The sequence below is a fragment of the Pseudomonas sp. CC6-YY-74 genome (assembly GCF_002025205.1).
Classification (GTDB): Bacteria; Pseudomonadota; Gammaproteobacteria; order Pseudomonadales; family Pseudomonadaceae; genus Aquipseudomonas; species Aquipseudomonas paeninsulae.
On record NZ_CP019947.1, the window covers coordinates 780,492 to 792,768 of the forward strand.

General features: G+C 60.1%; 11 protein-coding genes and 1 pseudogene. 8 read left to right on the forward strand and 4 right to left on the reverse strand.

Features of this window, described 5'->3' with window-relative positions:
- The first annotated feature begins 231 nt into the window (after positions 1 to 231).
- On the forward strand, positions 232 to 681 hold the full coding sequence (locus B2D37_RS03740) for a YkvA family protein (protein ID WP_079201454.1): 450 nt from the start codon (positions 232 to 234) through the stop codon (positions 679 to 681).
- A 4-nt stretch (positions 682 to 685) separates the two neighbouring features.
- On the opposite strand, the gene B2D37_RS23530 is transcribed toward B2D37_RS03740, so the two are convergent.
- Positions 686 to 874 carry a hypothetical protein gene (locus B2D37_RS23530; protein WP_256573143.1) on the reverse strand — a complete coding sequence of 63 codons (189 nt, stop codon included), beginning with the start codon at positions 872 to 874 and terminating at the stop codon, positions 686 to 688.
- A gap of 682 nt (positions 875 to 1,556) precedes the next feature.
- Here B2D37_RS23530 and B2D37_RS03750 point away from each other — a divergent pair.
- Genes B2D37_RS03750 through B2D37_RS03760 form a run of 3 tightly spaced genes read left to right on the forward strand, consistent with a single transcriptional unit; the run spans position 1,557 to position 2,707 of the window.
- Entirely contained in the window at positions 1,557 to 1,877 is a 321-nt protein-coding gene (locus B2D37_RS03750; RefSeq protein WP_079201455.1) for a helix-turn-helix domain-containing protein, read from the forward strand.
- Positions 1,874 to 2,239, forward strand: a complete 366-nt coding sequence (locus B2D37_RS03755; protein ID WP_079201456.1) for a hypothetical protein — start codon at positions 1,874 to 1,876, stop codon at positions 2,237 to 2,239. The genes B2D37_RS03750 and B2D37_RS03755 overlap by 4 nt, the downstream gene beginning before the upstream one ends.
- On the forward strand, positions 2,240 to 2,707 hold the full coding sequence (locus B2D37_RS03760; RefSeq protein WP_079201457.1) for an SEL1-like repeat protein: 468 nt from the start codon (positions 2,240 to 2,242) through the stop codon (positions 2,705 to 2,707).
- Between the two features lie 482 nt (positions 2,708 to 3,189).
- On the opposite strand, the pseudogene B2D37_RS03765 reads toward B2D37_RS03760, so the two are convergent.
- Positions 3,190 to 4,949 (reverse strand): annotated as a pseudogene (locus B2D37_RS03765) (bifunctional diguanylate cyclase/phosphodiesterase).
- A gap of 106 nt (positions 4,950 to 5,055) precedes the next feature.
- Entirely contained in the window at positions 5,056 to 7,137 is a 2,082-nt protein-coding gene (locus tag B2D37_RS03770; RefSeq protein WP_079201458.1) for a carboxy terminal-processing peptidase, read from the reverse strand.
- A gap of 128 nt (positions 7,138 to 7,265) precedes the next feature.
- Between B2D37_RS03770 and B2D37_RS03775 the strand changes: the two genes are divergently transcribed.
- From B2D37_RS03775 to ahpF, 3 genes are all read left to right on the forward strand, one after another.
- Positions 7,266 to 8,231, forward strand: a complete 966-nt coding sequence (locus tag B2D37_RS03775) for an NAD(P)H-quinone oxidoreductase (protein ID WP_079201459.1) — start codon at positions 7,266 to 7,268, stop codon at positions 8,229 to 8,231.
- A gap of 115 nt (positions 8,232 to 8,346) precedes the next feature.
- Positions 8,347 to 8,910, forward strand: a complete 564-nt coding sequence (gene ahpC, locus B2D37_RS03780; protein WP_079201460.1) for an alkyl hydroperoxide reductase subunit C — start codon at positions 8,347 to 8,349, stop codon at positions 8,908 to 8,910.
- A 170-nt stretch (positions 8,911 to 9,080) separates the two neighbouring features.
- The gene (gene ahpF, locus B2D37_RS03785; RefSeq protein WP_079201461.1) at positions 9,081 to 10,637 is read left to right on the forward strand and encodes an alkyl hydroperoxide reductase subunit F; all 1,557 of its coding nucleotides are present in this window, start codon (positions 9,081 to 9,083) and stop codon (positions 10,635 to 10,637) included.
- Between the two features lie 187 nt (positions 10,638 to 10,824).
- Here ahpF and B2D37_RS03790 read toward each other — a convergent pair whose 3' ends face one another.
- A complete protein-coding gene (locus B2D37_RS03790; protein WP_079201462.1) occupies positions 10,825 to 11,748 on the reverse strand; it encodes a DUF6685 family protein in 924 nt (307 codons plus the stop codon).
- A 150-nt stretch (positions 11,749 to 11,898) separates the two neighbouring features.
- On the opposite strand from B2D37_RS03790, the gene B2D37_RS03795 reads away from it, so the two are divergent.
- A complete protein-coding gene (locus B2D37_RS03795; RefSeq protein ID WP_079201463.1) occupies positions 11,899 to 12,120 on the forward strand; it encodes a DUF2835 family protein in 222 nt (73 codons plus the stop codon).
- Positions 12,121 to 12,277: the final 157 nt, after the last annotated feature.

Genomic DNA, 12,277 nt, shown 5'->3' on the forward strand with positions numbered 1-12,277 from the left:
CCCCGGCTCATGCACGACCTTGCCCTGGGCTTCTTGAAAAATTCTTTGCAAATTTTAAGTTGCTGATTTAAAACAATTTTATTGGCTGGATAAAAAATGTCCGATCTGTAGCGAAGCCCTATGGGCCGGGCGTTTGGTTGGTCCAACTGGAATCTGTTCACAAGGTTATCCACAGCTTTAGTGGATAACCCAAGCCAGCCCAGCAGGCATGCGGGTTGACGAGGAATGCCCATGAAACAGCCGTGGAATTTTTCCAGTTACCTGCGCTTGGCACCGGTTTTTTTACGTCGTGGTCGCTTGCCTGCTTTGCTGCTGGCGGTGGCACGCAAGAGTGGCAAGCCAGGTCGGCGCTTCACTGCCTTGAAAGATGATTTGCGACTCCTGCAAGGTCTCTGCATGGCCTGGTGGCGCGGTGAGTATCGAGCGATCAGCTCTCAGGCGTTACTGGCGGTGGTCGCTGCGTTGCTGTATTTCGTCACACCACTGGATGCGCTGCCGGATTGGCTGCCGATGGTCGGCTTTATCGATGATTTGGCCGTACTGGCCTGGGTGCTGCGCACCTGGAGCGATGAGCTGGCGGCATTTCGTGCCTGGCGAGAAGCCCAGGCGCCTGAGGCGCTCGAAGCTATCGAGCGCTTGCCAGATGGGCAAAGCCTGGCGTTGGATAAGCCGAAGCCCTGACAGGCTACTGGAGGGGCGACTCGGGGCTGCCATCGAGCATCCGCGCGATCGCGCCCGAGTCTCGCAGTTCCAGCAGTACCTCATTCAGTCGCTCGGCACCGCTAGGCAGGTGTTGGCCATAGATGCAATACAGGTCGTAGTGCTGTACCACCCAGTCACTGCAGTGCAGGGGCGGCTCTGGGCGCTGGGCCAACTTGTAGGCCAGGGGCGGCGCATGTCGATCAGCGCATCCAGGCGTTGCCTACTCAAGAGGTGCAGTCCGCTGTCGAGGTCACGGACATTCTGGCGAGTCAACCGTTAGCGCGCGAAGGCCTCCATCAATGGCAGGCTGTAGATATAACCGAGTTGGGTGCCGAGAACCTTGCCGTACAAATCCTGCAATCGCGCCACGGGCGCTTTCGGTCATGCAGGTGGATCACGTCTGCCTCCTGGTAAAGTTTGGGTGACCGGCGGTAGCGCGGTGGTGCGGCCGCCCACTCCGGGTTGGCGTTGCCAATCAGATGAATACGTCCGCGCTGAATAAGCATCTTCGATGCATCTGTTCGGGGTCTCGACGAAGTGCAACTCGAGATTCAGGTGTTGGCCGACCCTGCTGCCAATTCGGTGGGTGAAACCACCACGCAATTGATGATGGCGGACCTCGACATATGGCAGGCTGTCGGCCGGAGAGAGGCCCCAACGCAGTGCTTCTGCGCCGCTCATGGCACTCCAGCAGCCCAGCAGCCCAGCAGAAGAATCGCCAGTGCCCTCAAAATACCCCCAGGACAGTGTCAAGGCAGTATAGGTCGCGCCCTTTAGAGGGTCGGGCTGTTAACATAGCCATCTGCAAGGAAGGTGCTGAGGCTGTCGGTACTGCTTTCCACGGGGAGTCGAGAATGAAAGTGCAAGTAATCAAACGTGATGGCGAGCCCGAATATGCGGTACTGCCCTGGGCAGATTACCTGGCCTTGTTGCAGGCCTCGGGCCACGCTGCGCAAGTTCCGGAAGCGCCTGCGGATGCAGTCAAGCCGGCGCTGAGCGAGTTGACGCGGTTGCGTGAAGAAAAGGGCTTGTCGCTGCAAGAGTTGGCGCGCTCGGTGGGGATCAGTCCGCATTACCTGGGCATGATCGAAAGCGCCGAGCGCCAGCCAGACGCCGCCATCAAGCGGGCCTTGGCCTGGGCGCTCGGTGTCGCAGGCTGGGAGGAGACGCTTTGAGCGTAAGTATCAGTCGTCAGCATTGGCAAGCCTTGCTCGATGAGTTGGAGGATGCTCGACGTCAGCGTCATCTGCTGACCTATCGAGCATTGGTCGAGCGTTTGGCCTTGCCGACCCCGGCGATGCAAACGCTCACCGCTGCGCTGGAACATCTGGCGGGCCTGGATGCCCGTGCCGAACGGCCACTGCGCAGCGCCTTGGTGATCAGTCAGGGCGCGAGCCGGCTGCCGCGAACCGGGTTCTTCGATTGTGTGACCCGTCTTGGTCGCTTTAACGGTGCTTCGGATGGCGTAGCCGCTGCCTCCTGGCATGCGTCCGAGGTGGTGCGGGTGTTCGAGTTCGATTACTCCGAGGCGCTCTAGGTGCTTGGGCAACTGCGTGCGCGGATAGGCTATGTCGTGGCCCGACGGTTGTTCCACTGGTCGTGGTTGGTTAAACAGCCGCGTGGCTGGCGCTGGTTGGAAGGGCAGTTCGCGCGCATGGCCAACCTCGGCGATGTTGCCGCACAGAGCTTCTACGGGCATATCCTGCTGTTTCGTGGCCACGGGTTTGGCGCCCGCGAAGAAGGCGTGCGTCTGTTGCGTCTGGCCGCCACTGGTGGTGATGCCAAGGCCGCCTATCAGCTTGGCGTACTGAGCCTGGCGGGCGATACCCGACAAGCCCCCGATGGCCTCGAGGCCGCGCGCTGGTGGACGCTGGCGGCTGCGGCTGGCCATCCCCTGGCCGCCCAGCGCTTGGCCGACCTGTATCGCGAGGGTGGCCGGGGCTTGCCGGCCGACCCCGAGCAGGCGGCGCGCTTTGTCCAGAGGGCGCAGGAACTGGGGCTGTAAGGGTTTATAGCTAGTGGCCTGATCGGCTAATCCGTTTATTCATGGACTCAGCCTGTCCATAGCCTTGTAAGATTCCGCGCCCGCTCTCGCTAATCTTCCCGCCATTGTTCCTGCCTTTCCCATCCATGGGGCGCCGGCGGGCTTGCGGCATTTCCCACCTCCAGGTGGGGCGCGCGGCCCACGGCTAATGCAGGCGCAGGGCTGCCAGGTTGTAGTGTCGCTGTGCAGGACAGACCGAGGTTGGGCCTCCCACAGATAAGACTCAAGCCGACGAATTTGAGTCAACCAACAACCGGCCACTTGTTGCTGAAACGCCTTCAGCGCAAGCCTGGCGGCTAGAGGTCCTGATTGAAGTCAAGCCTTGGCGGCGCTTCGCAGGTCTTCGCGGCTGAAAGCGCGCTCCAGCCGTAATTGCACCCAGCTGTAGCGCCTTGCAGGTGCGGCTTGGAAAGCGCCGCGGCTCTGCGGAGGCGGGTTGCTAGTCAAGCCGACAGCTTGTGCGTATCGATGATATGCAGGCTGTAACCGGGCACCGCCTTGGCGTGGCGCTTGGCTTCCGATGCCAGAGCGGCGAGCTGGCTGGCGTCCAGTTGTGCGCATTGTTCCGGGCGTAGATGCACCGCCCCCAGTGACAGGGAGAGCAGCGCGAATTCCTGGCGCTGGCCCTGCCGACTGTGGGCGACCAGGCAGCCAGCTTGCAGGTGTTCATCGCTGTAGAAGCGCCGGCACTGACTTTGAAAGTCTTCCTGCAGGCGATTGAGGCGAGCTCGCCAATCGTGCGAGCCGAGCACCAGCAAGAAGTCGTCGCCGCCAATATGACCGACAAAATCCCGTGTAGGGTCTACCCGCTCGCTTAGGCATTGCGCGAGACTCAGCAACACTTCATCGCCTTTGGCATAGCCATAGAGGTCGTTGAACGGCTTGAAGTGGTCGATATCCACATAACAGATCACCGCTTCTCGGGCTTGTTGCAACAGGCGAGTCAGGCATTGCTGGATAGGTACATTGCCCGGCAGCAGGGTTAGCGGGTTGGCGTAGCGCGCCTGCTGGATCTTCAGTTCGGTGATCAACTTGAGCACATCGATCACCCGCCCAAGCCCCAGATAACTGCCGTCCTGGGTGATGATGAAATCTTCCTCGATGCGTTGACGGGCACGGCTGGTGAGCAGGCGGCTGACCTGCTGCAACGACTGCTTCAGTTCGACGGTGAGGAAGTCATTACTCATCAGGCGGCTGATCGGTTTGCGGGCGAACAGGTCGGTGGCAAAAGGCTTGAGCAGTGCTTCGGACAGCGCATGGCGGTTGACGATGCCGATCGGTTGCCCGTGCTCATCGACGACGGCCAAGGAGTTGAGATTGGCCTGAGCACGGAAGGCTTCCAGCACCTCGGCGATGAGCGTGTGCTGGGCTACTGCCGGCTGTGCGTTGAGCAGGGGCTGAGGTTGCTGCCTTCTTCGCTGAGGGCGAGCGCATTGCCGTTGAGTTTCGGCAGGAGTTTGTGCGCATTGCGTGGTGGCTGTTCCTGCGGGCGACAGAGCAAATAGCCTTGCAGCAGGTCAATGCCCATCTCGGCCAGTACGGCGAGTTCTTCTTCCAGTTCGATCCCTTCGGCAATCACCTGGGCGCGTGACGCCTTGGCCATCTTCAGGATCGAACCGACGAATTCGCGCTTGACCGCGTCCTGATGAATGCCGTCGATGAAGTGGCGGTCTATTTTCACGTAATCCGGGCGCAGCTCCGACCATAGGCGCAGGCTTGAATAGCCAGCGCCAAGGTCGTCCAGGGCAATCGAAAAGCCCATGGCGCGGTAATGATGCAGGGCGGTATCGAGGAGGGTGAAGTCGTCGGTGGGAGACTGCTCGGTCAGCTCGATCACCACTTGGCTGGGGGGGATGCCATAGGCTTGCAGCAGTTGCAGGGTGCGACCGGGTTGATGGCCAGGCTCCAGCAGTGAATCCGGCGAGACGTTGAGAAACAGCTTGCCCGGCAGTTGCAGTTCGCTGAAGCGCCGGCAGGCATTTTTGCGACAGGCCACCTCCAGCTCGCCCAGTCGCCCGGCATTGCGCGCCACGGCGAACAGATTGATCGGCGAATGCAAAGGGCTGTTGGACGGGCCGCGAGTCAGGGCTTCGTAGCCGAGGATACAGCGCTCGGAAAGGCTGACGATCGGCTGGAACAAGCTGTGCAGATCGCCGTGAGCGAGAATATGGTCCAGCGCGCTCAGTTGCTCGGTGGCGGTCATGGTGGGTCTCTATATGCAGAAAAGCGAAGGGGCTGATATCGCTATCAGCCCCTGCATTTCACGACAGATTGATGACCCTTTGATGACAGCCGTAAGCGGCTAACGCTTACTGTTTGGCCACCCTCGAACTCAACCCCAGGTAGTCGAGCAATATATGCCCGCTTTCGGCAAGGAAGGCGTCATCTTCCGGTTTGGTTTTTTCAGGTTCGACCGGAGTAGCGTCTTCGTCTTCTTTCTTCAACTCACTGAGCAGGGTTTCACCCTTGGCTTTACGACGGTTGTTTTCGATCACCAGTTGCTGCGCTTCTATATCAGTCTGTTGTGCGCGGCGTTTGCCTTCGTTGAGGCTAACGCTGGTTTCATCCATGAGCTTTTGCGCCAGAGCAAGGCGTTCGCGGGTGAAGGTGAAGTCGGGGTTCTTTGCCGTGCGGGTATCGTAGCGAGTCTGCAGTTCTTTGAGGAAGGGCATAATCGGATCGGATTTTGGGGTCATCGCTGCTTTGATGCTGTCCCACGGCAATGCCTCGGGCAGGGCACTTTCACCGATTTCCTTGGTGTTCATCACGTCGGGGTACTGGATGTCCGGGATCACCCCCTGATGCTGGGTGCTTTGCCCGGAAACGCGGTAGAACTTGGCCAGGGTCAGCTTGAGCTCGCCGTGATTGAGCGGCTGAATGGTCTGTACCGTGCCTTTGCCGAAGGTCTGGCCGCCGAGGATCAGGGCGCGGTGATAGTCCTGCATGGCGCCGGCGAAAATCTCCGAAGCCGAGGCTGACAGGCGATTGACCAGTACGGCCAGCGGGCCTTTGTAGAAGATGCCGGTATTTTCATCAGCCAGCACATCGACCCGGCCGTCGCTGTTGCGCACCAGTACGGTTGGTCCCTGGTCGATAAACAGCCCGGTCAGTTCGGTCGCTTCTTGCAGTGAGCCGCCACCGTTGTTGCGCAAGTCGATGACCACGCCGTCGACCTTTTCCTGCTCCAGTTCGGTGATCAGGCGTTTGACGTCACGGGTAGTGCTCGTGTAGTTCGGGTCACCGGCACGGAAGGCCTTGAAGTCCAGGTAGAACGCGGGAACTTCAATGATGCCCAGTTTGTAGTCGCGCCCTTCGTGAGTGAGTCGCAGCACGGATTTCTTCGCGGCTTGCTCTTCCAGCTTGACTGCTTCACGGGTGATGTTGACTACCTTGCTGGTCTCGTCATTCGGTGCGTTGCTCGCCGGAATCACTTGCAGGCGCACCTGCGAGCCTTTCGGTCCGCGGATCAGCTTGACCACTTCGTCCAGGCGCCAGCCGATCACGTCGACAATTTCTTCGCTGCCCTGGGCGACACCGATGATCTTGTCTGCCGGGGCAATCTGCTTGCTCTTGTCGGCCGGTCCTGCAGGCACCAGGCGCACAACTTTGACATGCTCGTTGTCGCTTTGCAGTACCGCGCCAATGCCTTCGAGCGACAGGCTCATATTGATGTCGAAGTTCTCCGCATTATCTGGGGAGAGATAGGACGTATGCGGGTCGTAGGACATGGCAAAGGCATTGACGTAGGCCTGGAATATATCCTCGCCGCGAGTCTGGCGCAGGCGCGCCTGTTGATTTTTGTAGCGCTTGATCAGCAGTTCCTCAATCGCCTTGGGTTCCTTGCCGGCGATTTTCAGGCGCAGCACTTCGTCTTTGACGCGTTTGCGCCATAGTTCGTCCAACTCGACTAAATTCTTGGCCCAAGGAGCTTTTTCGCGGTCGATCAGCAGGCTTTCATCGGTGCTGAAGTCAATCTTGTCGACACCTTGTTCGAGTATGTTCAGGGCGAATTGCAAACGACTTTGCAGGCGCTCCAGTTGGCGCTTGTAGATTAGAAATCCCGGTTCCAGGTTTCCGCTTTTCAGTAGGTCGTCGAACTGGTTGCGCCACTGGTCGAACTCGGCGATATCACCCGCGGTGAAGTAACTGCGCGAGGGGTCGAGCATCTTCAGGTAACCCTGATAGATCTTCACCGAACGCTCATCGTTGAGCGGTGGCTTGTTGTAGTGGTGCCGGTTGAGCAGCTCTACAACATTGAGGCTGGCGATGACCTGCTCGCGGTTTGGCTGCAAGTATTCCCACGGATCGGCACTGGTGGTTTTCGCAAACAGCGGCAAAGCACTTAAGCCAAGGCTAAGGGCAAGGAGGGTGCTAAGCAGTGATCGCTTCATGCTTACTCGACGTAGGGACAATTGATAACGCATATTAGGCCATCATTCAGGGCGCCAAGTTCCATCGGCGCAATGCAAAAGACCGACGTTGATAGTCGGACTCGGTTCAAATGCACTATGGAGGCAGCGTGAAGGCATTGCAAGGCGTTGAAGGGCGCGTGGAATGGGCGGAGCAGCCCACCCCGGCCTGTGATGTGGGGCAGATCCGTATTCGAGTGGCAGCCGCCGGACTGAACAGGGCCGACCTGTTGCAGTGCGCCGGTCTGTATCCGCCGCCGCCGGGTGCCAGCGATATATTGGGCCTGGAATGCGCCGGTGTAGTCAGCGAGGTTGGGGCTGGCAGTGACTGGAAGGTTGGCGATCGGGTGTGCGCGTTGCTCTCCGGCGGCGGCATGGCTGAGGACGTGGTGATCGATGCACGGCACGCCTTGCCAGTGCCCGAAGGCGTCTCACTGCACGAGGCGGCTGCCTTGCCGGAGGTGTATGCCACGGCCTGGCTCAACCTGTTCCAGTTGGCTGGCTTGAAACCGGGCGAAAAGGTCCTGTTGCATGCGGGGGCCAGTGGTGTGGGGTCGGCGGCGATCCAGTTGTGCAGGGCATTTGGCAGCCCGTGCTGGGTCAGCGTCGGTTCTGCCGAGCGTCTGGCCTATTGCGAAGCCTTGGGAGCCCAGGCGGGCGTGTTGCGTGGCAATGACAACCTGCAGGCCTTGCGCGATTTCGCCCCCTTCGATGTGATCCTCGATCCGGTTGGCGGCAACTACGCCGCGCTTAACCTGGAGCTGCTGGCGCTCGATGGTCGCTGGGTGAATATCGGTCTGATGGGCGGGCGCAAGGCCGAACTTGATCTGGGGTTGCTGCTGGGTAAGCGCATTCAATTGATCGGTTCGACCCTGCGCAGTCGCGATGATCAGTTCAAGGCCGATCTGCTGCGCGATCTGCAACAGCAGGTGTGGCCGCTGTTTGCCGAAGGCCGGCTCAAGCCGCAACTGGAACGCAGTTTCCCGATCGCGGACGCGCAAGCGGCCTTTGCCGAACTGGCGAGTAATCGGGTTAATGGCAAACTGGTGTTGGTGATAGACCCGACCCTGGCGTGAAGACAGGTTTCGATTGGTTTAATCAATCGAAACCATGGCGGCAATCAATAAGCTTTCTGCGCTGAAGTGGCTAAGATGGCCCCAGTAGATTTTCAACCCTCACAAGGAATTATAGATGTCCCTCATTAACACTCAGGTTCAACCTTTCAAGGCCAACGCTTTCCACAACGGCAAGTTCATCGAAGTCACCGAGCAGTCGCTGAAGGGTCAGTGGTCTGTTTTGATCTTTATGCCGGCAGCCTTCACCTTTAACTGCCCGACTGAGATCGAAGACGCTGCCAATAACTACGCCGCGTTCCGTGATGCCGGTACCGAAATTTACATCGTTACCACCGACACCCACTTCTCGCACAAAGTCTGGCACGAAACTTCCCCGGCTGTGAGCAAGGCTCAGTTCCCGCTGATCGGCGACCCGACCCATGCCCTGACCAACGCTTTCGGCGTACACATTGCTGAAGAAGGCCTGGCGCTGCGTGGCACCTTCCTGATCAACCCGGAAGGCGTGATCAAGACCGTGGAAATTCACTCCAACGAAATCGCTCGCGACGTATCCGAAACCCTGCGCAAGCTGAAGGCCGCCCAGTACACCGCCGCTCACCCGGGCGAAGTCTGCCCGGCCAAGTGGAAAGAAGGCGAGGCCACTCTGGCTCCGTCCCTGGACCTGGTCGGTAAAATTTAACCAGGGTCTGAACGCTGCTGCGCTTCGACACGGCAGCTTTCACCAGCGTTTTCCTGGCAAAACAACGCGCTGCTAGGGCTGTAACCCAGCCCTTTTAGTGCCCGACGCCCGGGCGCGATCCGTCCGGGCGTTTTTGTGTCTGAATTTCGTTAGCAAGGGATAACTGAATCATGTTGGACGCCAATCTGAAAGCCCAGTTGAAGGCCTACCTCGAGAAGGTTACCCAGCCGTTCGAGATCGTCGCGTCCCTCGATGACAGCGACAAATCCCGCGAACTGCTCGGCCTGCTGCAAGACATTGTCAGCCTGACCGACAAAATCACCCTCAAGACCGATGGCAGCGACAGTCGCACGCCGTCGTTCGCGCTCAATCGCCCCGCGGCGAATATCAGCCTGCGTTTTGCCGGTATTCCCATGGGCCACGAATTCACCTCGCTGGTGCTCGCGTTGCTGCAGGTCGGTGGCCATCCATCCAAGACCGCGGCGGATGTGATCGAACAGATCAAGGGCATCGAAGGCCAATTCAATTTCGAAACCTACTATTCGCTGTCCTGCCAGAACTGCCCGGACGTGGTCCAGGCGCTGAATCTGATGGCCATACTCAACCCGAATATCCGCCACGTGGCCATCGACGGCGCGCTGTTCCAGGCCGAAGTCGAGGGGCGGCAGATCATGTCGGTACCGAGCCTGTACCTGAACGGCGAGCTGTTTGGCCAAGGGCGTATGGGGGTCGAGGAAATCATCGCCAAGATCGACACCAATGCCGGTGCCCGCGATGCCGACAAGCTCAACGCCAAGGCGGCCTTCGACGTGCTGGTGGTCGGTGGTGGTCCGGCTGGCGCTGCTGCGGCTATCTATGCCGCGCGCAAAGGCATCCGCACCGGGGTGGCGGCCGAGCGTTTCGGCGGCCAGGTGCTGGATACCATGGCCATCGAGAACTTCATCTCGGTGCAGGAAACCGAAGGGCCGAAGCTGGCCCGCGCCCTGGAAGAGCACGTCAAACAGTACGATGTGGACATCATGAACCTGCAGCGCGCCAGCGCCATCATTGCCGCCAAGCACGCCGGCGGCCTGCATGAAGTCAGGTTCGACAGCGGAGCGTCGCTGAAAGCCAAGACCCTGATTTTGGCCACAGGTGCACGCTGGAGAGAGATGAACGTGCCCGGTGAGCGGGCCTACCGTGGCAAGGGCGTGGCCTACTGCCCGCATTGCGATGGTCCGTTGTTCAAGGGCAAGCGGGTGGCGGTGATCGGTGGTGGCAACTCCGGCGTGGAAGCCGCCATCGACCTGGCCGGTATCGTCGCCCATGTCACCCTGATCGAGTTCGACAGCCAGTTGCGTGCCGACGCAGTATTGCAGAACAAGCTCAACAGTCTGTCGAATGTGACCATCATCAAGAACGCGCTGACCAGCGAAGTGCTGGGCGATGGGCAGAAGGTCAAGGCGCTGGTCTACAAGGACCGCAACACTGACGACCTGCACAACGTCGAATTGGACGGGATCTTCGTGCAGATCGGTCTGCTGCCCAATAGCGACTGGCTCAAAGGCGTGATCGAGTTGTCACCTCGCGGTGAGATCATCGTCGATGCCAGGGGCGGCACCAGCGTGCCCGGTATCTTCGCCGCTGGCGATGTGACCACGGTGCCTTACAAGCAGATCGTCATCGCCGTGGGTGAGGGCGCCAAGGCTTCGCTCAGCGCCTTCGATCACCTGATCCGTTCGGCCTGAGGCTGCTGATCGAACACCTTCCCTAATATGGGAATGCCAAAGGCCATGTAGCCGTTATGGGTTGAGGGCAAAACCTGGGCTGCAGCCCACCAAGGCTGCTTATTTGGCGGCGGTGGGCTAAAGCGGAACGCCGCCCGGCCCAGCCTACAAAAACGAGTTGCAACAGTTAACCGGTGAACAGCCTTGTTCAGGGCAAGGATGTTTTGCCTTGGGTCGGCGCTGTCTCAGGTTTGTGCGCTGCAAGCCCTTGCAGGTAGTGGACCACATCGGGTGCGCCGGCCAGGCGCAGGCCTTCACCCAGGGCGGTGGCCTCGGCGGAATGCTTGGGCAGCAGGAGGAACTCCGGCGCACCTGGGTTACGCAGCAGGGCCAGGCGGGCATAAGGCAGGCCGGTGTCCAGCAGCAGGCTCATGAATGCCGGGTCGCTCCAGGCAGCACCAGGCATGGCCAGGACGTGATAGCGCTGTTGCAGTGCCGCCAGGCCGCTACTGCTCAAGCGGTAGCTGGAGAGTTCGGCAGGCAGGGTGATTTCCAGTTGGCGGCGGCGTGCATAGACGACGGCGCAGGCCAAGGCTTCGCTATGTTGCTCGCCGGCCCAGAATATCCGCTCGCCGTGCCAGCTGGCCTGGCGCAGGCTGATGCATTCGCCAGCGAGGAAGCGGGGCAGGGCCTGGCTGATGGTTTTGACAAAGTCTTTGTAGCTGATGATGCGCACCTGGCGGCAAGCTTCGCTGGCGGCGTATTCCTCGAAGCTGGTGAAGTGGGCCTGTTCGGGGTCGCAGCTGCTCAGCCCGTCGATCAGGCGCAGGTCGAACGACTCCAGTTGCTGCTGTTGCACCTCGACGATTTGAATCAGTACCGCATGGGCTTGGGCTTTGTCTTCCTGCACCGGGCCGGACAGGGCGTCGCGCGGCAGTTCGACCAGACGTTGCAGTGGCGGCCCTTCGAGCCAGCAGATGCTGTCGCGGGTCGCGGGTATGGCTTTGAAGGGCAGATTCAGGCGGCTGGCGCGCTCCAGTATCAAGCGCGGCGCACGGCCGCTCCAGCCCAGGCGCTGGATCAGGGCGGCAAGGCGTGAGCTGAGGGAGGAGGGTTGATCGAACAGGCTCATGACCGGGTGCGAACTCCAAGGACACCGGCGCAAGTGTGGCAGAGCCACAAGACGGTTGCACAGGCTTTGCGGGTCAAAAGGGCGGGTTTTGCGCGGAGCTTGCTGGTTGCTTGTGGCAAGATTGGCGCATTCATTTGCCAAGGTGTCTGCATGGCCAGTCTGCTGCTGGATCTCGCGTTATCTGCCGAGCGCATGCGCGCTGTCTATCAAGGACGGGCCAACCGCATCCTGGTGCAGAGTCGTGATGGTAGGCGGGTCAGTGTGCCGGCCCATCACTTCAGGCCGTTTTTGACTCACGAAGGCGTCTACGGGTGCTTCGAACTGGAGTTTAACTCGACCGGCCAGTTACTCAGCCTGCGCCGCCTGGGCTGAGAGCGTGGGAAAAAACCGCCTACTGCGAGCGGCCCCAGGCGGCCGCTGCTGACGTTGCGCTACCCCAAAAATGGGGTCATTTAGCTCACTAAACTCCCCCATTTTTGGCGTGGCGCGCCTTGCCGCGAACACCTGGAGACACTCTCGCGACGGCACT